At 70.4% G+C, this 20,106-nt stretch carries 16 protein-coding genes; 3 read left to right on the forward strand and 13 right to left on the reverse strand.

The window, feature by feature from the left end; all coding sequences use genetic code 11:
* Nucleotides 1–38 precede the first annotated feature (38 nt).
* Complete coding sequence (locus tag DRV85_RS08620; RefSeq protein WP_113289037.1) at nt 39–2,432, forward strand: DNA topoisomerase IV subunit A; 2,394 nt, start codon at nt 39–41, stop codon at nt 2,430–2,432.
* Between the two features lie 254 nt (nt 2,433–2,686).
* Here the strand turns inward: DRV85_RS08620 and DRV85_RS08625 are convergent, their stop codons facing one another.
* The 6 genes from DRV85_RS08625 to DRV85_RS08650 form a co-directional block, all read right to left on the reverse strand.
* Nucleotides 2,687–3,622: a 2-hydroxyacid dehydrogenase gene (locus DRV85_RS08625; RefSeq protein ID WP_113289038.1), complete on the reverse strand. Its 936-nt coding sequence runs from the start codon at nt 3,620–3,622 to the stop codon at nt 2,687–2,689.
* A 23-nt stretch (nt 3,623–3,645) separates the two neighbouring features.
* A complete protein-coding gene (gene rodA, locus DRV85_RS08630) occupies nt 3,646–4,785 on the reverse strand; it encodes a rod shape-determining protein RodA (RefSeq protein WP_113289039.1) in 1,140 nt (379 codons plus the stop codon).
* On the reverse strand, nt 4,782–6,725 hold the full coding sequence (mrdA, locus tag DRV85_RS08635; RefSeq protein ID WP_113289040.1) for a penicillin-binding protein 2: 1,944 nt from the start codon (nt 6,723–6,725) through the stop codon (nt 4,782–4,784). Before mrdA ends, rodA begins: the two co-directional genes overlap by 4 nt.
* The gene (locus DRV85_RS08640) at nt 6,722–7,261 is read right to left on the reverse strand and encodes a rod shape-determining protein MreD (RefSeq protein WP_113289041.1); all 540 of its coding nucleotides are present in this window, start codon (nt 7,259–7,261) and stop codon (nt 6,722–6,724) included. Before DRV85_RS08640 ends, mrdA begins: the two co-directional genes overlap by 4 nt.
* Entirely contained in the window at nt 7,254–8,147 is an 894-nt protein-coding gene (gene mreC / locus DRV85_RS08645) for a rod shape-determining protein MreC (RefSeq protein ID WP_113289042.1), read from the reverse strand. Before mreC ends, DRV85_RS08640 begins: the two co-directional genes overlap by 8 nt.
* A 90-nt stretch (nt 8,148–8,237) precedes the next feature.
* Entirely contained in the window at nt 8,238–9,284 is a 1,047-nt protein-coding gene (locus DRV85_RS08650; protein ID WP_113289043.1) for a rod shape-determining protein, read from the reverse strand.
* 236 nt (nt 9,285–9,520) lie between these two features.
* Between DRV85_RS08650 and DRV85_RS08655 the strand changes: the two genes are divergently transcribed.
* Complete coding sequence (locus tag DRV85_RS08655; protein WP_113289044.1) at nt 9,521–12,019, forward strand: GcvT family protein; 2,499 nt, start codon at nt 9,521–9,523, stop codon at nt 12,017–12,019.
* A 179-nt stretch (nt 12,020–12,198) separates the two neighbouring features.
* Entirely contained in the window at nt 12,199–13,020 is an 822-nt protein-coding gene (locus DRV85_RS08660) for a hypothetical protein (RefSeq protein WP_113289045.1), read from the forward strand.
* Nucleotides 13,021–13,041: 21 nt separating this feature from the next.
* On the opposite strand, the gene DRV85_RS08665 is transcribed toward DRV85_RS08660, so the two are convergent.
* The 7 genes from DRV85_RS08665 to DRV85_RS08695 all read right to left on the reverse strand — a co-directional run bounded on the left by DRV85_RS08665 (nt 13,042) and on the right by DRV85_RS08695 (nt 20,095).
* Entirely contained in the window at nt 13,042–13,461 is a 420-nt protein-coding gene (locus DRV85_RS08665) for a c-type cytochrome (RefSeq protein WP_158540130.1), read from the reverse strand.
* An 81-nt stretch (nt 13,462–13,542) separates the two neighbouring features.
* Nucleotides 13,543–14,202 (reverse strand): DUF938 domain-containing protein, encoded by a 660-nt coding sequence (locus DRV85_RS08670; protein ID WP_113289047.1) that lies wholly within the window; start codon nt 14,200–14,202, stop codon nt 13,543–13,545.
* The gene (locus tag DRV85_RS08675) at nt 14,199–15,137 is read right to left on the reverse strand and encodes an aldo/keto reductase (protein WP_113289216.1); all 939 of its coding nucleotides are present in this window, start codon (nt 15,135–15,137) and stop codon (nt 14,199–14,201) included. The genes DRV85_RS08670 and DRV85_RS08675 overlap by 4 nt, the downstream gene beginning before the upstream one ends.
* 137 nt (nt 15,138–15,274) lie before the next feature.
* Nucleotides 15,275–16,354 carry a BMP family ABC transporter substrate-binding protein gene (locus DRV85_RS08680; protein ID WP_113289048.1) on the reverse strand — a complete coding sequence of 360 codons (1,080 nt, stop codon included), beginning with the start codon at nt 16,352–16,354 and terminating at the stop codon, nt 15,275–15,277.
* Nucleotides 16,355–16,412: 58 nt separating this feature from the next.
* Nucleotides 16,413–17,336 carry an ABC transporter permease gene (locus DRV85_RS08685; RefSeq protein ID WP_199525869.1) on the reverse strand — a complete coding sequence of 308 codons (924 nt, stop codon included), beginning with the start codon at nt 17,334–17,336 and terminating at the stop codon, nt 16,413–16,415.
* Complete coding sequence (locus tag DRV85_RS08690) at nt 17,336–18,421, reverse strand: ABC transporter permease (RefSeq protein ID WP_113289049.1); 1,086 nt, start codon at nt 18,419–18,421, stop codon at nt 17,336–17,338. Before DRV85_RS08690 ends, DRV85_RS08685 begins: the two co-directional genes overlap by 1 nt.
* 144 nt (nt 18,422–18,565) lie before the next feature.
* Entirely contained in the window at nt 18,566–20,095 is a 1,530-nt protein-coding gene (locus tag DRV85_RS08695) for an ABC transporter ATP-binding protein (RefSeq protein ID WP_113289050.1), read from the reverse strand.
* Between the last annotated feature and the right edge of the window lie 11 nt (nt 20,096–20,106).

Below are 20,106 nucleotides of genomic sequence, written 5' to 3' on the forward strand. Positions count from 1 at the left end.
GGCTTTACCGGCCGGCGCGGCGCGGATATGTCCGACGCATGGACGATCCCCGCGACGATGCGAAAGAGCCCTTGCCGCCCGCCGCCGAGCCCCTGCGCCGGGCGCTGGGCGAGCGGTATCTGACCTACGCGCTCTCGACGATCATGCATCGCGCGTTGCCGGATGCCCGCGACGGGCTGAAGCCCGTACAGCGCCGCATCCTTTATGCAATGCGTGAACTGCGGCTGGGTTCCGGCGGGGCCTTCCGCAAGTCGGCGAAGATCGCGGGCGACGTGATGGGCAATTACCACCCGCACGGCGACGCCGCGATCTACGACGCGATGGCGCGGCTCGCGCAGGATTTCGTCATGCGCTACCGGCTGGTGGACGGGCAGGGCAACTTCGGCAACATCGACGGCGACAGCCCCGCCGCTTCCCGCTACACCGAGGCGCGGATGACCGTGCTGGCCGAGGCGCTGATGGAGGGGCTGGCCGAGGACGCGGTCGATTACCGCGACAACTACGACGGCACGCTGCGTGAGCCGGCGGTTTTGCCGGCGGCCTTTCCGAACCTGCTGGCCAACGGGGCCTCGGGCATCGCCGTGGGCATGGCCACCAATATCCCGCCGCACAACCTGGGCGAGCTGATCGACGCCTGCCTGCATCTGATCAAGACGCCCGAGGCGCGGGACGACACCCTGCTCAACTACATTCCCGGCCCCGATTTCCCGACCGGTGGCGTGATCGTCGAGCCGCGCGAGAGCATCGCCGAAGCCTACCGCACGGGCCGCGGCGCGTTCCGCCTGCGCGCGCGCTGGGAGCGCGAGGATCTGGGCCGCGGCCAGTGGCAGATCGTCGTCACCGAGATCCCCTACCAGGTGCAGAAATCGAAGCTGATCGAGAAGATCGCCGAACTCATCCAGACGCGGAAGGTGCCGCTTCTGGCCGACATCCGGGACGAGAGCGCGGGCGACGTGCGCATCGTGCTCGAGCCGCGCTCGCGCAACGTGGACCCCGACGTGCTGATGGGACTGCTGTACCGCAACTCGGATCTCGAGGTGCGGTTTCCCCTCAACATGAATGTGCTGATCGACGGGGTGACGCCGCGCGTCTGCTCGCTCCGCGACGTGCTGCGCGCCTTTCTCGACCACCGGCGCGAGGTGCTCCTGCGCCGCTCGCGTCACAGGCTGGGAAAGATCGACCACCGGCTCGAGGTGCTCGAGGGCTTCATCCTGGCCTTCCTCAACCTCGACCGGGTGATCGACATCATCCGCTACGACGACGCGCCCAAGGCCGCGCTCATGTACGAGGACTGGTCGCGCGCGCATCAGGCGACGATCACGCGCGCGACATCGGAGGCGGATTACGTCTCGCCCCTCGCGGGCGTCGATCCGGGCAGCCTTGAGGCGGTGCCGGACGCGGAGGCGGTGCCGGGTGCCGAAGAGGCGCCGCGCCGCTACGACGAGGGCAAGCTCTCGGATGTCCAGGCCGAGGCGATCCTCAACATGCGCTTGCGCAGCCTGCGCCGGCTCGAGGAGATGGAGCTGATCGCCGAGCGCGACCGTCTGATGGAGGAGCGCGCGGAGCTCGAGGATCTGCTCGACGACGAAGGGCTTCAGTGGAAGCGGATCGCCGAAGAACTCCGCGAGGTGAAGAAGAACTTCGGCGCAGGGGCCGAGGGCGGCGCGCGGCGCACCGGCTTCGCCGAGGCCGGCGAAGTCGAGGAGGTGCCGCTGGAGGCGATGATCGAGCGGGAGCCGGTCACCGTGGTCTGCTCGCAGATGGGATGGATCCGGGCGCTGTCGGGCCACGTCGCGCTGGATCGCGAGCTGAAATACAAGGACGGCGACGGGCCGCGCTTCATCTTCCATGCCGAGACGACCGACCGGCTGATCCTGATGGGCACGAACGGGCGGGCCTACACGCTGTCGGTCGCCAACCTGCCCGGCGGCCGGGGCATGGGCGAGCCCGTGCGCCTGTCAGTCGACCTGCCCAACGAGGCGGGCATCGTGACGCTGCTGATCCACCGCCCCGGCGGCAAGCTGCTGGTGGCGTCCTCAACGGGCGACGGCTTCATCGCGCCGGAGGACGAGGTGGTGGCGCAGACGCGCGCGGGCAAGCAGGTGCTGAACCTGCGTGCGCCTGCGGTGGCGAAGGTCGCCCGGCGCGTGGCGGGCGACATGGTCGCTGTGGTGGGCGAGAACCGCAAGATGCTGGTCTTTCCGCTCTCCGAATTGCCCGAGATGGGCCGGGGCAAGGGCGTGCGCCTGCAGAAGTACAAGGACGGCGGGCTGTCGGACGCGACGACCTTCGAGGCGGCGCAGGGTCTCGCCTGGAAGGATCCCGCCGGGCGCACGCGGAGCGAGACGGACCTCTCGGAATGGCAGGGCGCGCGCGCCTCGGCCGGCCGCATGGCCCCGCGCGGCTTTCCCCGCGACAACCGCTTCGCCTGATCCCCTCGGGCGAGGGCGCTATCGGCGTATTCCTCGCGCGGCGCATCAGCGGCGGGTTCCCCGAATGGCGCGCCTGCGGCGGGTTTCCTGAATGGCGCGCCTGCGGCGGGTTCCCTGAATGGCGCGCCTGCGGCGCGACACCTTCTGGCACTTCGTGCGGTCGGGGGGCGGTGCCCCCCGTCGGCTGCGCCGACTCCCCCGAGGGGTATTTCCGGCAAGAGGAAGTATCCTGTCCGCGCGGCCGCAGGGGCCGCTCAGTACCCTTTTTCGCGGTCCACGAGGTGCAGCATCGGCGCGCCGGCTTCCGCGCGGCGGATGTTCTCGGCGATGACGCGGGCCGCGGAGGGCGCGCGTGTCTCCGAGGCGATATGCGGCGTGACGGTGATCTTCGGGTGCGGCCAGAAGGGATGCTCGGGCGGCAGGGGCTCCTCGCGGAAGACGTCGAGCGTGGCGTGTGCGAGATGGTCCGCGTCGAGGGCCGCGATCAGCGCCTCGTCCTCGATCAGCGCCCCGCGGCCGGGATTGATCAGCACGGCGCCGCGGGGCAGCTGCGCGAGGCGGGCGGCATCCATCAGGGTGTCGGTCTCGGGCGTGAGCGGGAGCAGCAACACCAGGATGTCGGCGCGGGCGAGCGCGGCGTCGAGCCCCTCGGGGCCCGCGAGGCAGTCGATCCCTTCGACCTGTTTCGGAGAGCGGCTCCAGCCCGTCACGGGAAAGCCCAGCCGGGCCAGCGCCTGCCCGCAGGCCGCGCCCAGCGCGCCGAGGCCGAGGATGGTGACGCGCCGGTCGAAGGCCAGCGGCGGCGCGCCGGTGCGCCACAGGCCGTCCTGGCCGAGGATGTGCCGGTCCATCCCGAGATGGTGGCGCAGGACATGGCCCGTGACCCATTCGACCATGCCCTGCGTGAGGCCTTCGTCGTCCACCATGCGCGCGAGCGGCACGCGGAGCGTCGGGTTTCCGACCACATCCTCGACGCCGGCCCAGAGGTTCAGGACCGCCTTGAGCCGCGTGTAGGGGCGGAAGTCGTCGAGCCCGGAGTTGGGCGCGTAGACGATGTAGTCGACGGTTTCCGGCGCGGCCTCTGTGACAAGGTCGGCCGTCACGCCCTTTTCGGCGAGGGCCGTGCGCAGGGGCGCCTCGTATTCCTCCCAGCGTTCGGATTTTGCAGCGAAGAGCACGGTGACGGGCAAGGCGATTCTCCTGAGATGCGGGATCAACGCGGCCGGTGGACATGGGCGCTCTGCACCAGGCCGAAGCCCAGCATGAGCACCAGCATGGCGGAGCCGCCATAGCTCACCAGCGGCAGCGGGACACCCACCACGGGTGCCAGTCCCATGACCATCGACATGTTCACGGCGAAAAACAGGAAGAAGGTGACGGCCACGCCGAAGACGAGGATCTGCGCGAAGCGGTCGCGGTGCTGCAGCGCGCTGATCACGCAGAAGGCGAGGATCAGCGCGTAGAGAAACAGGAGCGTGACGCCGCCCACGAAACCCAGTTCCTCCGCCAGCGTGGTGAAGATGAAGTCCGTGTGTTTTTCGGGCAGGAAGTTGAGCCGGGTCTGCGTGCCCTGCATCAGCCCGCGGCCCGTCCAGCCCCCCGAGCCGAGTGCGATCTTCGACTGGGTGATGTGATAGCCTGCGCCCAGCGGGTCGGTCGCGGGGTCGAGAAAGGTGTCGATGCGGCGGAACTGGTAGTCCTTGAGCAGTTGCCAGTCGGTTCCGCGGCTCTGGAACACCGTGGCGACCAGCGCCGCACCCGCCGCGAGCACCCCGGCGAAATAGGCCCAGTGCACGCCGGCGATGAACATCACCAGCCCGCCGGCGATCAGCAGCAGCAGCGCGGTGCCCAGGTCGGGCTGGATCAGCACGAGAGCGGTGGGCAGCAGCACGATCAGCACGGGCACCAGCACCCACAGCGGGCGCGAGGCCTTGGCCACCGGCAGCCAGTCGTAATAGGCGGCCAGCAGCATCACGAGCGTGATCTTCATCAGCTCGGAGGGCTGCAGCCGCATGACGCCCAGGTCGATCCAGCGCTGTGCGCCCATGCCGGTGACGCCCACGAACTCCACCGCCACGAGCAGCGCGAGCGAGATCGTGTAGGCCAGCACCGACATGTTGCGCCAGAACCAGATCGGCACCATCGCCACGATCAGCATGAGGCCGAAGCCGGCGGTGAAGCGGACGAGCTGCGGCTCGGCCCAGCGTGAGAAGTCCCCGCCGGCGACCGAGTAGAGCATCACCGCTCCGATGCCCGCGACGGCGATCAGCGTCACGGCGAGCGGCCAGTTGAGGAAGAGGAGCTTGCGCGGGCCCGCGGGCACCGTCTTGACGGTATACTCGAGATAGCTCATGCGCGGCTCCGGTCCTCGTCCTCGGCTGCCTCGCGTTCGCGCCGGAGCCGCTCCTGCTGGGCGCGGATGCGCGAGCGGTCGGCGCTGGGATAGGCCTCGAGCGGGGGATCGCCGCCGTAGAGCGCCTGAAGCGTCACGTCGCGCGCGATCGGGGCCGCGGCCGCCGAGCCGCCGCCGCCGTGCTCGACCACCACCGAGACCGCGATGCGCGGCGCCTCGAAGGGCGCGAAATTGACGAACAGCGCGTGGTCGCGGCGGTTCCAGGGCAGATCCTCGTTGCGGATCACGCCGGCGCGGCGCTCCGCCGCGGTGATGTTTCGAACCTGGCTGGTGCCGGTCTTGCCGGCCATGGCCATCGCCTCGGCCACGATGCGCGAGCTGTAGGCGGTGCCCCGGCGGTTGTTGGTGGCGGTGAACATCGCCTGACGGATGCGGCGCAGGTGGTTCTCGTTGAGCCCCAGAGGGGCACCCGTGCGCGGCGCCGTCTCGACCCCGTTCACCGACTTCACCAGCCGTGGCGCGAGGTCGCGCCCGGTGGCGAGTCGTGCCGTCATCACCGCGAGCTGCAGCGGCGACGAGAGCACGTAGCCCTGCCCGATGGAGGCGTTCACCGTGTCGCCGATCCGCCACTCTGCGTTGCGCGTGCGCGCCTTCCATTCGCGGTCGGGAATCAGGCCGTCGGCCACCGCGGACATCGGAATGTCGAAGGCGTGGCCCAGCCCCAGCCGCCGCGCCATGGCGGCGATGTTGTCGATGCCGACCTTCAGCGCGAGATCGTAGAAATAGACGTCGCAGCTTTCGCGCAGACCCGACTCGAGGTCCATGTGGCCGTGGCCCACGCGCTTCCAGCAGTGGAAGCGGCGGCCGCCCACTTCCATGTGGCCGGGGCACCAGACGGTTTCGTCCGGGGTGATCACGTCCGCCTCGAGCGCCGCGAGCGCCGTTACCATCTTGAAGGTGGAGCCGGGCGGATAGGCGTCCTGCACCGTCTTGGACGCCAGCGGGCGGCGCTCGTTGTCGCGCAGCACAGCGTAATCGTCGACCGAGATGCCGCGCACGAACTTGTTGGGATCGTAGGAGGGCGCGGAGACGATGGACAGGAGATCGCCGTTGGCCACGTCCATCACGACGACGCTCGCGCTTTCCTGACCCAGCCGCGCGCGCACGTAGTTCTGAAGCCGGTGATCGACGGTAAGCTGGATGTCGGCGCCGGGTTCGCCCTCCTGCCGGTCGAGCTCGCGCATGACGCGGCCGACCGCGTTGACCTCGACGCGGCGGGTGCCGGCACGGCCGCGCAGATGCTCTTCGTAGCGCGCCTCGACCCCGACCTTGCCGACCTGGAAGCGGGGGATGCGCAGGATCGGCGCGGGATCTGCGTAGCGCTCGAGGTCGCGCTCGCTGACCGGCCCGACATAGCCCACCACATGCGCGAAATCGTGCCCCATCGGATAGACGCGCGACTGGCCCACTTCGGGGGTGATGCCCGGCAACGCGGGTGCGTTGACCGCCACGCGGCTGATGTCCTCCCAGCTCACGCGGTCGGCGACCGTCACCGGCAGGAAGGGGGCCGAGCGCGCCGTCTCGGCGAGCACGCGGTCGATATCGTCCTGCGTGAGCGGCACGATGTGGGCCAGCCGGGCCAGCACCTCCGCCACGTCGCCGGCGTCCTCGCGCACCACGGTGATGCGGTAGGAGGGCTCGTTGCCCGCGATGAGCCGCCCCTGCCGGTCGAAGATACGCCCGCGGCGGGGCGGGATCAGGCGGATGTTGATCCGGTTCTCTTCGGCCAGCAGGCGGAACGCGTCGGCCTGCTCGACCTGCATGTGGCGCAGCCGCAGCGCCAGGAGGCTCATGAACCCGGCCTGAAGGCCGGCGACCATGAGGCCGCGCCTGCTGACCCGGCGAACGCTGGTCTCGGTCTCTTTCGGGCTTCGCCTCATGTTCCCAGCCTCGTGCCGGAGGGATCCGAGGCAGTGGGTCGGCGCAGACCGAACACCACGTGCGATACGACGACGACGGCCGGGTAGACCGCGACCGTCGCGAAGGCCTGCATCAGGCTGAGACCCAGGGGCGGCTGCGGCACGGCCAGCAGCGCGAGCACCACCCGGTAGCCGAAGGCGATCAGGATGATGACCGCCCCGGCGGTCGCCCATTCCATCCAGAATCCCGAATCCCTGAGCATGGTCGCGCGGGTCTTGAGATACTCGCAGCCCACGAGGGTCAGGGCCGCGTAGAGGCCGGGCGGCCGTTGGTAAAGCAAATCGGCCAGCAGCGCGACGAAGGCGATCGAGAGCGCAGGGACGTAGGAGGGCCGCCGCGCGGACCAGACGAGGCAGAGCGCCAGCAGCAGGTCCGGCGGCGCCCACCGCGGCGCGGCGTTGCCGAGCGGCAGGAGGGCAAAGAAGATCACGCCCACGGCCAGCGCCACGAAAAGCGCGCGCCGCAGCCAGAGTCCGCTCCCCGCCGCCTCAGCCATCGCCGGGCTCCTCGGCCTCTGCAAGATCCTGCGGCAGGATTAGGGCGCCCGGCCCCTCGACGGCGGGCGTGCCGTGATGCCGCAGGACGCGCAGGAACTCGAGCCGCGAGTAGTCCGCCGCGAGGCGCACGCGCAGCCGCCCCTGCGGATCTTCGGCGACCTGCCCGATCAGCAGTCCCGGCGGAAAGACGCCGCCGTCACCCGAGGACACGAGCCTGTCGCCCGGACGCACCGCCTCGGCGTTCTCGACGAAGTCGAGCAGCGGTGCGGCGCTGTTGTCGCCCACGACCATGGCGCGCTGACCGGAGGGCTGAATGATTGCCGGGATGCGCGACGAGCTGTCGGTCAGCAGGATCACCCGGCTCACCGTCTCGCCCACGCCAGAGATGCGCCCGACAAGGCCGAGGCCGTCCATCGTGGCCCAGCCGTCCACGATCCCGTCATGCGCGCCCACGTTGATCAGGACCGACTGGCGGAAGGGCGAGCCCGAATCGGCCAGCACGACGCCCGTGACATGCGTGAGCTGCGGATCGAGCGCGAGGTTGTTGAGGTCGCGCAGGCGCGCATTCTCCTGCTCGAGCTGGAGCGCGGCCTCCTTCCAGGCGCGCATCTGCTGAAGCTCGCGCCGGAGCTCTCGGTTCTGTTCGTGAATACGCTGGTAGCTGCGGAAATCGCGGGCGAGGTCGATCGTCGCCGTCACAGGCGCCATCGCCCAGTCGAAGCTGGGCATCACCGCGTCCACGACCTGTGCGCGGAAGCGCTCGACCCGGGGGGAATCGATCCGCCAGAGGATGAAGATCGCGACGAGGCACAGCACCAGCACCGCGAGAAGCAGTCGCTTCAGCGGTGTCGCGAAATCCTCCGACGTGCTCCTGTCGCGTGCCAAGCCCGGTCGCCCTCTGCCGCGCTGCGCTCCTGCGTCCTATCTAACCACGTCCTGCCAATCGGCAAAATCAACTCGGGCGGCGCAGACGGCTCAGCTGTCGTAGTCGATGGCGTGGCGCAGCTGCTTTTCGTATTCCAGCGCCTTGCCGGTGCCGAGCGCGACGCAGGAGAGGCTTTCGTCCGCGATGCTCACCGCAAGCCCGGTCTGCTCGCGCAGGGCAAGGTCCAAATCGCCCAGCAGAGCACCGCCCCCGGTCAGCATCACGCCCCGGTCCACGATGTCCGCGGCAAGGTCGGGCGGCGTGGCCTCGAGCGCGGTCATCACCGCCTCGCAGATCGCCTGCACGGGCTCTGCCAGCGCCTCGGCGACCTGCGCCTGGTTGATCTCGGTCTCCTTGGGCACCCCGTTCAGCAGGTCACGGCCCCGGATCTGCATCGAGGCACCGCGCCCGTCGTCGGGCATCCGCGCGGTGCCGATCGAGGTCTTGATGCGCTCTGCCGTCGCCTCGCCCACCAGGATGTTCTGCTGGCGGCGCAGGTAGCTCACGATCGCCTCGTCCATGCGGTCGCCGCCCACGCGGATCGAGCGGGCATAGACGATGTCGCCGAGCGAGAGCACCGCCACCTCGGTCGTGCCGCCGCCGATGTCCACGACCATGCTGCCGGTGGGATCGGTGATCGGCATCCCCGCGCCGATGGCCGCCGCGATGGGTTCCGCGATCAGGCCTGCCTTGCGCGCGCCCGCGCTCAGCACCGACTGACGGATCGCCCGCTTCTCCACCGGCGTCGCGCCGTGGGGCACGCAGACGATCACCTTGGGCTTGTAGAAGGTCGAGCGCTTGTGGACCTTGCGGATGAAGTGCTTGATCATCTCCTCGGCCACGTCGAAGTCGGCGATCACGCCCTCGCGCATGGGGCGGATGGCCTCGATCGAGCCGGGGGTGCGGCCCAGCATCAGCTTCGCGTCCTCGCCCACGGCCAGAACCTTCTTGACCCCGTCCTTGACGTGATAGGCGACGACCGAGGGTTCCGACAGGATCACGCCGCGGCCCTTGACATAGACCAGCGTGTTCGCGGTGCCGAGGTCGATGGCCATGTCCTGCGAGAAGATGCCCGTGAGATTCGCCAGTCCAAACATTCGCGCTCGTCGACCCCGCTCGCCATACCCCGAAGACCCGCGATTCTCCGGCGCGGGCGGTGCGCCCTTATAGGGCGACAGCGCAGTCGGCGAAAGGGCGGCCACTCGCGCGACCGGCACCTTTCCGCGTGCGGCCCGCATGTCGCTTTCCCGCCTCGAGGCGTCGGGGCAGTCGCGCGCGCCGGCCGGCTGCAGGAGTAAGCACGGGGCCGAACGCAGAAGGGAGACGGCCCGAGATGAAGACTGACGTGAAGGCCCTCGTCGTGGGCGGCGGCGCCATCGGCGCCTCCATCGCCTATCACCTCGCGCGCGCCGGCTGGTCCGAGGTGATGCTGCTCGAGCGCGACGAGCTTACCTCGGGATCGACCTGGCATGCCGCGGGGCTCCTGCCGCTGTTCAACATGTCCTACGCGGTCAGCCACATCCACGACTACAGCGTGAAGTTCTACAAGACCCTGGAGGAGGAGACGGGCCTCAACGCCGGCTTCTACGTGGTGGGCAACCTGCGCATGGCGCAGACCGACGAACGGATGGACGAATACCGCCTCTATGCCTCGACGGCCGAGACCGTGGGCATCCACTACGAGTGGCTGACTCCTGCCGAGATCAAGGAGCGCTGGCCGCTGGTGCGCACCGAGGATCTGAAGGGCGCGATCTTCCACCCCGAGGACGGCTACATAAACCCCGCCGACGTGACGCAGGCGATGGCCAAGGGCGCGCGCCAGCGCGGCGTGACGATCGAGCGCAGGTGGCAGGTGGACGGCTACGCCTGGGCCGGCGACCACTGGGAGGTCACCTGCACGAAGATGGTGGAAAAGGGCGGCAACCTCGTGCCCTCGGAGGAGCAGGTCGTCGTGAAGGCCGAGCACGTGGTCACCGCCACGGGCAACCACGCCCAGCGCACCGCGCGGCTGCTGGGCATCAAGATGCCGGCGATCCCGGTCGAGCATCAGTACATCGTCACCGAGCCCGACCCGGCGCTGGTGGAGTGGCGCAAGTCCAACCCCGAGCACCCGGTCCTGCGCGACGCCGACGCCAAGTGGTACGTCCGCGAGGAGCGCGGCGGCTGGATCCTCGGCCCTTATGAGCGGAACGCCCCGGCGCGCTTCGAATACGGCGTGCCCGACAGCTTCCGCGCGGACCTCTTCCCCCTCGACCTCGAGCGGATCGAGGAGGAATACATGTCGATGATCCACCGGATCCCCTCGTCCGAGGAGGTTGGGCTCAAGGACGACTACAATGGCCCGATCTGCTACACCCCCGACGGCAACCCGCTGGTCGGGCCCGCGCCGGGGCTGCGCAACATGTGGCTCGCCGAGGGCTTCAGCTTCGGCATCACGGCGGCGGGCGGCACGGGCAAGTATCTGGCCGACGTCATGGTACACGGCGAGGCCGAGATCGACATGGCGAGCCTCGACCCGCGCCGCTACGGCGACTGGATGACCACCGAATACGCCGCCCGCAAGAACGAGGAGGCCTACGAGCACGTCTATATCCTGCATCACCCGGACGAGGAGCGCCCGGCCTGCCGGCCGCTGCGCACGGCGCCCGCCTACGACCGCATGAAGGCGCGCGGCGCGCAGTTCGGGCAGGTCAACGGCTGGGAGCGGCCGAACTACTTCGGCCCGCTGGACGCGCCCGAGGATTTCGACCACGAGGCCCGCAGCTTCCGACGCGGCGGCTGGTGGCAATACGCGGTCGAAGAGGCCAAGGCGATCCGCGAGGGCGTCGGCCTGATCGACGCTTCGGCCTTCACCAAGCACCTCGTCCGCGGGCCGGGGGCGACGGCCTTCCTCGACTGGCTGACCTGCAACCGCCTGCCGAAGGTGGGGCGCATCAACCTGACCTATGCGCTCACCGAGGCGGGGACCACGCGGACGGAATACACAATCGTCCGGCTGGCCGAGGACGAATACTACCTCGTCTCCGCCGGCGCCTGGACGGCTTATGACGGCGACTGGCTGCGCCAGGCCGCCGAGGAGGGGCGCGACCGCTTCGGCTGGATCGACGTCCACGACGTCACGACGCAATGGGGCGTCTTCGCCGTGGCGGGCCCGAAATCCCGCGATCTGCTGCGCGAGGTGGTGAAGGACGCGGACCCCGCGAGTGTGCTCGGCAACAAGCGGTTCCCGTGGCTTTCGATGCGGACCATCGAGCTTGGCATGTGCCCTGTGCGCGCGATCCGCGTGGCCTACACCGGCGAGCTCGGCTGGGAGCTGCATCACCCGATCGAGATGCAGAACTACCTCTTCGACCTGCTGGAGGGGGCGGGCGAGACGCACGGGCTGAAGCTCGTGGGCGCACGGGCGCAGAACTGGCTCCGGCAGGAGAAGAGCTACCGCGCGTTCGGCCATGAGCTCGGCCGCGACGCCACGCCGCTCGAGGCCGACCTGCCGCGCTTCGTGGACCTCTCCAAGGACTTCCGCGGAAAGGCGGCGATGGAGGCGACCGGCATCCGCTCGAAATGCGTCACCGTGCTGATCGACGGGCCGGAGGACGCCGACCCCTGGGGGCGCGAGGCGCTCTACGCGGGCGAGGAGCGCGTCGGGCGGCTGACCTCGGGCGGCTACTCGGTGGCCTTCGGCAAGTCCATCGGGATGGGCTACGTCCGCCCGGAGCAGGCAGCGCCCGGCACGAAGCTGAAGGTGAAGATGCTCGACGGGCTCTGGGACGCCGAGGTGCAGCCCGACAGCCCCTACGACCCGGAGAACGCCCGCATCCGCGCCGACGGCTGACCGCGCCTTTCCTGACGGCGCGCGCGTGCCGCGCGCGTGTTCTCTGGCACTGCGTGCCTGTGGGGGCGCTGCCCCCACACCCCCGGGGTATTTCGGGCAAGAGGAAGGGGCGGTCCGTCGCGGGTTGAGGGCCGTTCCGCGCGAGGGCATCTTGTGCGCGGGCAGCGGGAGCGAGGGCGATGGGCAGCAGCTACGGGACGGGGCGGGGCGGCGCGGGCCTGCGGCGCTGGGCGCTTGCCCTGCTGGCGGTGCTCGCGCTGGCGGTGGCGATGCTCTGGCGCGAGAACCCGGCGACGCAGGGCGCTGAGGGCTACGCCGGAGAGGTGGCGGCGGCCAGCGCGGCGGTCTACGTCACCCTGCGGACGCTGAACGCGGTGCTGTCGAGCGCGCAGGAGGTCGAGGTCGGCGCGGGGCTGATCGTCGAGGGCAGCGCGCAGCCGCTCAAGGTGCTGGAGCCGGTGGACGACACCGTGGAGCGGATCGCCGGGGTCGTCTTCGGGGTGATGGTTCTGACCGGCGTGCTTGCCGTCGCTATGGGCCCGGTCTGGGCGGTGGGCTGGTCCATGGTGGCCGCCGCGCTTGCCATCCACGCGATCACCGGCGGAGTGGCCGGGGTGGGGCGGCGCCTCTTGTCCTACGGCGGATTTCTCGCCCTGGCGCTGCCGGCGGCCTTCGTCCTCTCCGCGCTGGTTGCCGACCGGCTGACGCAGGATGTCTGGGACCGGCACAGCGCCGTGGTGTCCGAGATCGCCGGCGGCGTCGAGATCGAGGCGCCCGTCGCCGAGGACGACGAGGGATACTGGGAGGCGATGCGCCGCCAGTTCGACCGGATTGCCGACTACACCGCGCTGGCCGGGCGGATCTACGAGCGGGGCGACGAGCTGATCGGCAGCTTCATCGCGATCCTCGCGGTCTTCGTGTTCAAGATCTTCGTGCTTCCCGCGCTGCTCGCCGGGGCCTTCCTCGTCGTCGCACGCGGGCTCGCGCGGCCGGCCGGATGAGCCGGCCGGCGGCCTACCGGCTCAATCCGCCTGCAGCGACGAGAGGTGCTCGATGAGCGCGAGAATCCGCGTCTGGATAAAGGCCTCGCGCTCGGGGAGCCCGGCGTATTCGCCCAGTGCATCGTCGGCGCGATACTTGTAGCGCATCCCCCACGCCGGCATGTCCGAGGAGCCGTGACCCGCGACCTCGACCGAATTCTCGATCACGTCGTAGATGCGGCTGACCGGGAACACGCCGCCGTTGTTGGCCTGAAGCTGCGTGATGTCGGGCATCGGGGTGTTGAGGTAGCCGGCGAGCACCCCGTCGCCGGTTCCGTCGGCGCCATGGCACTTCGCGCAGCTGTTCATGTATTCCGCCTCGCCGAGGCTCATGTCCTGCGCCGCCGCGCAGGTGCCGAGCGCGGCGACTGCCGCCGCCATGATGATGGCCGAACCCTTCATGTCGATCTCCTTCCGCCAAAGCCGTGCCGCGAGCGTGGAGGGCCGCGGGCGGCTGCGCATTGACGGCGGACAAGCGATGGGTCAGCCGGGCCGCCGCGCGACGAAGGCGAGATTGTTGGCCGGCATCTCGACGAGCGCGTCGAGCGTGAGGCCTGCCGCGTGCAGCCAGTCCACAACGTCGAAATCGTCCTTGTAGCCGATTTCCGGATCCTGCGCCGCGAGGCGCGCGTGGAAGCTGCGATCGCCCTCGGAGGTGAGCTCGCCGCCGCGCATGAATGGCCCGTAAAGGATGAAGGTGCCGCCGGCGGCGAGCGCCTGCGCGGTCTCTGCGACGATGGTGCGCGCGTCGGCCTCCGGGATCAGATGGAAGAGGTTGACGAGCAGGATCAGGTCGGCGGGGCCATGCCGTGCCGCCCAGCCCGGGGTCGCGGCGTCGATCTCGACCGGATCGCGGAGATTGGGCAGCTGCGCCTCCGCCGCCCATGCGCGGATCGAGGCGCGGCGTTCCGCGTCGATCTCGCTCGGCTGCCAGTCGAGCGCCGGCAGGCGGCGGGCGAGGGCGACGGCGTGCTGCCCCGTGCCCGAGGCGAGCTCGAGTGCGCGGCCCTCTTCGGGACCATACGCCGCGACGAGGTCGCAGATCGGGCCTGCGTTGCGCTCGGCGGAGGGCGCGGTGAGCTTGCCGCCCGCGCCGGGTGTGGCGACAGAGGCGCTGTCGGGCAGATCGAGGCGTCGGGTCATTCCTGTTCCTCCAGCCGGTCGGTGGCGGGCGGCGGCGCGGGCGCGAGCGCGGAGAGCCGTGCGCGCAGGGCTGCATCCATCGGATAGGCCAGCGCGTCGAGCGAGGGGGCGAGCTGTTCCGCGGAGCGGGCCGAGAGTATGGGCACAGGCCGGGCGGGGTGCGCGGCGACCCAGGCCGCGGCGAGCGTGGCGGGGTGGGTGCCCAGCTCCTCGGCGAGATCGCCGAGCACGACGGCCGCGTCATGCATCCAGGGCAGGCGGTAGCGCCGGCCGTAGTTCTCCTGTTCGGTAAGCCGCCCGCTCGCGCCTGCGCGCGCATATTTGCCGGTGAGCAGCCCGCCGCCCAGCGGTGAGTAGGGCACCGGCAGGATGCCTTCCGCCATGCACATCGGCAGCAGTTCGACCTCGGCCTGGCGTTTGACGAGATTGTACATCGGCTGGATCACGTCGATGCGCGTGCCACGCTCGGCGGCGAGGGCTTGCGCCTTCATCACCTGCCAGGCGGCGAAGTTCGACAGGCCGACATGGGCGAAGCCGCCGGCGGCCTGGGTCTCGGCCAGCCAGTCCATCGTTCGCGCGAGCGGCGTCTCGGGGTCGAAGCGATGCAGATAGAGGATCTCGACCCGGTCCATGCCCAGCCTGCGGCGGCTCGCGTCGAACTGGGCCTGCAGGTTGTCCGGCCCGGCGCCGCCCGCGTAGCCCGCCTTGGTGGCGATGGTCAGCCGGTCGCGGTGCGGCCGGGCGAGGCGGCCCAGGATCTCCTCCGACCGGCCGTCGGTATAGATCCAGGCGGTGTCGAAATGGGTTATGCCGGCGGCGAGCGCGGCCTCGAACATCGCGGCCGAGGCGGCCTCGTCCGCGCGGCCGCCGAACTGCATGGCGCCGAAGGCGAAGCGGCTCGCAGGTGTGCCGTCAGGAGAGGTGATCGCTGTCATGGCGCGGAAGATGGCACGCGGCGCCGCGGGGCGGAAGGGGGCGGGCGGCGCGGCAACGACCAAAGCGATAGCGGCGATCGCAGCGCTCCGCCCGCGGGCAGGGCCGCCCCGACATTTGTGCCGGGGCGGCGCGGTCTTCAGTTCGGGATCTCGCCGGTCAGCCCCTCGACATAGAAGTCCATGCCCAGGAGCGTGCCGTCGTCGGCCGTCTCGCCGTCGGCCAGCCAGGGGCTGCCGTCCTGGCGATTGATCGGTCCGGTGAAGGGGTGATATTCGCCCGACGCGATCGACTCCTTGAGCGCCAGCGCCTCCTCGCGCACCTCTGCGGGCACCGCGTCGGTGATCTCGCCGATGCCGACCATGCCGTCGCCGATGCCGTGCCAGGTGTCCTGGCTCTCCCATGTACCGTCCATCGCCGCCTGGATACGGTCGATGTAGTAGGGACCCCAGATGTCGAGGATCGAGGAGACGCGGGGGGACGGCTTGTATTCGGCCATGTCCGAGGCCTGCCCGAAGCCGATCACGTCGCCGGCCGCCTCGGCGGCGGCGAGCGGCGCGGTGGAGTCGGTGTGCTGCAGGATCACATCGGCCCCCTGTTCGATAAGCGCGGTGGCCGCGTCGGCCTCTTTCGCGGGGTCGAACCAGGTGTAGGCCCAGACGACGCGGAACTCGACGTCGGGGTTGGCCTTCTTGGCGTGGATATAGGCCGAGTTGATGCCGCGGATCACTTCCGGGATCGGGTAGGAGGCGATGTAGCCGATCACGTTGGTGTCGGTCATCCGGCCGGCGATGTGGCCCTGCACCGCCCGGCCCTCGTAGAAGCGCGCCGAATAGGTCGAGACGTTGTCGGCGCGCTTGTAGCCGGTGGCGTGCTCGAACTTCACCTCGGGGAACTTCTCGGCCACCTCGAGCACCTGGTCCATGTAGCCGAAGGAGGTGGCGAAGATCATGTCGGCGCCCGACAGCGCCATCTGCGTCATCGCCCGCACCGCGTCCGCGCCCTCGGGCACGCTTTCCTGATAGACGGTCTCGACCGCGTCGCCGAAGTGCTCCTCGACGGCGAGGCGGCCCTGGTTGTGCGTATAGGTCCAGCCGCCGTCGCCGATCGGGCCGACGTAGATGAAGCCGATCTTCATCGGATCGTCCTGCGCCGCGGCCGGCAGGCCCAGGCCCATCGCCAGCGCGGCAGCGGTGGAAAGAAGCGTTCTGCGATGCATGGGATACCCCCTTCTGTTGAACGTATCGCGCCGCGGGCGCGCGGCGGTCGGCCCCGGCCTAGCCCGAGGCGTGGAAACTGCGGCCCAGGGCGGCGGGCGCGCCCTGCAGGCCCCTTGCCGAGATGATCACCAGCACGAGGATCGTTACCAGATAGGGCGAAGCCGACAAGAGCGCGACCGGAACGGCGGCGCCCGCGGCCTGCAGGTTGAGCTGCAGGACAGTGACGCCGCCGAAAAGGTAGGCGCCCACCAGCACCCAGCCCGCCCGCCAGGAGGCGAAGACCACGATGGCGAGCGCGATCCAGCCCGCCCCGGCCGTCATGCCTTCGGTCCATTGCGGCACGCGCACAAGGCTGATGTAGGCCCCGCCCAGCCCCGCGAGGGCGCCGCCGAAGAGGATGGCCAGGATCCGCACCCGGATCACGTGATAGCCCAGCGCGTGGGCCGCCTCGGCGCTCTCGCCCACCGCGCGCAGGATGAGCCCGGCGCGCGTGTAGCGCAGGAAGGCCCAGACGCCGGCGACCAGCGCGAGGCTGAGATAGACCATGACGTCGTGCGAGAAGAGAACGCGGCCGAAAAACGGGATCTCCGCCAGCGGCCCGAGGTCGAGCTTCGGCAGGCTGGGCGCCTTCATCCCCTCGTAGGGCTTGCCGACCAGCGCCGAGAGCCCCAGCCCCGCCAGCGTCAGCGCGAGCCCCGTCGCCACGTGGTTGGACAGCAGAAGCTGCGTGAGCACCGCGAAGGCCAGCGACAGCGCGGCCCCCGCCGCCGCCGCGCCGAGGAATCCCAGCGCGGGACTGCCCGAATTGATCGCCACGGCGAAGCCCGCCACCGCGCCGGTGATCATCATCCCCTCGACGCCCAGGTTCAACACGCCCGCGCGCTCGACCACCATCTCGCCCAGCGCGGCCAGCAGGATGGGCGTGGAGGAAACCATCAGCGAGGCGATCAGGATCGCGGGCTGGATCGCGGTCAGGTCCATCAGGCGGCCTCCCGCCGGCCCAGCCGCAGCCGGTAGTTCACGAAGACATCCGTCGCGAGCAGGAAGAAGAGCAGCATGCCCTGGAAGAGCTGGATCGCCGCGGCGGGCAGACCCAGCATCAGCTGCGCGAGCTCGCCGCCGATGTAGGTCAACGCCATCAGCAGCCCCGCGAGCAGGATGCCCACCGGATGCAAACGCCCGAGGAAGGCCACGATGATCGCCGTGAAGCCGTAGAACGAGCCGAAGTCGATGCTGATCTGTCCCGCCGGCCCCGCCACCTCGAAGAAGCCGGCCATGCCGGCCAGGGCGCCCGAGATCGCGAAACAGATCACGACCACCCGCCCCGGCACGACGCCCGCGAAGCGCGCCGCACGCGGCGCCTCGCCGGACAGGCGCAGCTGGAAGCCGAGGATGTGACGGCTCATCAGGACATAGGCCGCGATCACCGCGACGAAGGCCGTGAGCACCCCCCAGTGCATGCCGGTGCCCGCGATCAGCTCGCGGTTGGCGGCCGCATCCCATTGGGCGAGGTTGCGCGAGCCCGGAAAGCCCATGCCCTCGGGGTTCTGCAGAAGCCCCGAACTCACGGAGGCCAGGATCGATTCGGCGACATAGACGAGCATCAGCGACACCAGGATCTCGTTGGTGCCGAAGCGGACCTTCAGAAGCGCGGGGATCATGCCCCAGGCCCAGCCGCCCAGTGCGCCCGCGAGCACGGCCAGCGGCAGGATCGCGCGCGTCTCGGCCGGGTAGAGCGCGAGCGCGGCGCCCGCGCCGCAGATCGCGCCCATGATGTACTGCCCCTCGGCGCCGATGTTCCACACGCCCGACCGGAAGCCGATCGCCAGCCCGATCGCGATCAGGATGAGCGGCCCGGCCTTCACCAGGAGCTGCGGGCGGGAATAGGCGGCGAAGTCGGGGTCGAAGAGCGGATCCCAGAAGATCACGCGGATCGCCTCCACCGGGTCGGCGCCGAGGGCCGCGAACATCACGCCGCCCGCCAGCATGGTCAGCGCGACCGCCAGCAACGGCGTCGCCGCCCGCCAGAGCCGCGAGGGCTGCGGGCGCTTCTCGAGCGCGATCATGCCCGCGCCCCCCTGCGGCGCGCCGCGGCGCTCATCGGTCCCTGACGGTCCCTCTTCGCGCGGGCTGCGCCCGCCCTTTCAATGGTCCCCAAATACCCATGCGGCGCCGGCCCCGGGCGCACGGGCCGCGGCGGCGCGCACCACTCAGCCCACATGCGCCACCTCCATGTCGTGGGCGCCGCCCATCATCAGCCCCACGCGCTCGAGGCTCAGCTCGGCCATCGGGCGGATCTCGCTCAGCCGCCCGCCCACCAGCGCGCCGAACCTGTCGGCCACCTCGAAGAGCTCGTCCAGGTCCTGGCTGATGACGAGAATCGCCGCGCCCTGGGCCGCCATGTCGAGAAGCGCCTGCCGGATCGCCGCCGCGGCGGCCGCGTCGACGCCCCAGGTCGGCTGGTTGACCGCGAGCACCCGCGGCCTCTGCGCGATCTCGCGCCCGATGACGAATTTCTGCAGGTTGCCGCCCGACAGCGCCCGCGCGGCAGCCTGCGGCCCCGGCGTGCGCACGTCGAAGCGGGAGATGACCGCCTCGGCGAAACGTCTGGCCCCCGGCCAGTCGATGAAGCCGCGCCGGAGCAGACCGCGGCTTTGCGCCGCGGTCAGAAGACCGTTCTCCGTCAGGCTCATCTCGGGGGCCGCGGCGTGGCCCAGCCGCTCTTCGGGCGCGGTGGCCAGCCCCTGCGCGCGGCGGGTCTGCGGACCCAGGCGCCCGATGTCCTGCCCGTCGAGAAAGAGCATCCCGCGCGGCGACGGACGCTCGCCCGCCAGCGCCGCGAGAAGCTCGTCCTGCCCGTTCCCCGCCACGCCGCCGAGGCCCAGCACCTCGCCCGCGCGCAGCGAGAAGCTGATGTCGCGCAGGGGCGTGCCGAAGGCGCCGGGTGCGGGCGCGGAAAGCCCGCGCGCCTCCAGCACCACCTCGCCGGTCGCGCGCGGGGCGCGCTCGACGGCGGCGAAACTCGCGCCCACCATCATCTCTGCCATCTCGCGCGCCGTCGTCTCGGCGGGCGTGCAGGTGGCCACCACCTGGCCGCGGCGCAGGATCGTGGCGCTGTCGCAGAGCGCGCGGATCTCCTCGAGCTTGTGCGAGATGTAGAGGATCGCGGTGCCGTCCTGCGCCAGCCGGCGCAGCGTCTCGAACAGGATCTCCACCTCCTGCGGCGTGAGCACCGAGGTCGGCTCGTCCATGATGAGCAGCCGGGGCTCCTGAAGCAGGCAGCGCACGATCTCCACCCGCTGCCGCTCGCCGGCCGAGAGCGTGCCCACGGTGCGCGCCGGGTCGAGCGGCAGGCCGTAGAGTTCCGAGACCTCGCGGATGCGCGCGGCCAGCCGGCGCGGCGGCGGTGCCTCCTCCATGCCCAGAGCGATGTTCTCGGCGACGCTCAGCGCGTCGAAGAGCGAAAAGTGCTGAAAGACCATCGCCACGCCCGCCGCACGCGCGGCGCGTGGCTCGGGCGGGGCGAAGGGGCGGCCCTCGAGCGTCATGCGTCCCGAATCCGGGGCGACGAGCCCGTAGATCATCTTGACGAGCGTGGACTTGCCTGCGCCGTTCTCGCCCAGCAGGGCGTGGATCTCGCCGCGTCCGATCGAAAAGGAAATATCGTCGCAGGCGAGCACGCCGGGATAGGCCTTGGTCAGCCCTTCGAGGCTCAACACCTGCTCGGCCTGTCGCGTCATGCCGCTGCCGT

Source organism: Rhodosalinus halophilus (genome assembly GCF_003298775.1).
Classification (GTDB): Bacteria; Pseudomonadota; Alphaproteobacteria; order Rhodobacterales; family Rhodobacteraceae; genus Rhodosalinus; species Rhodosalinus halophilus.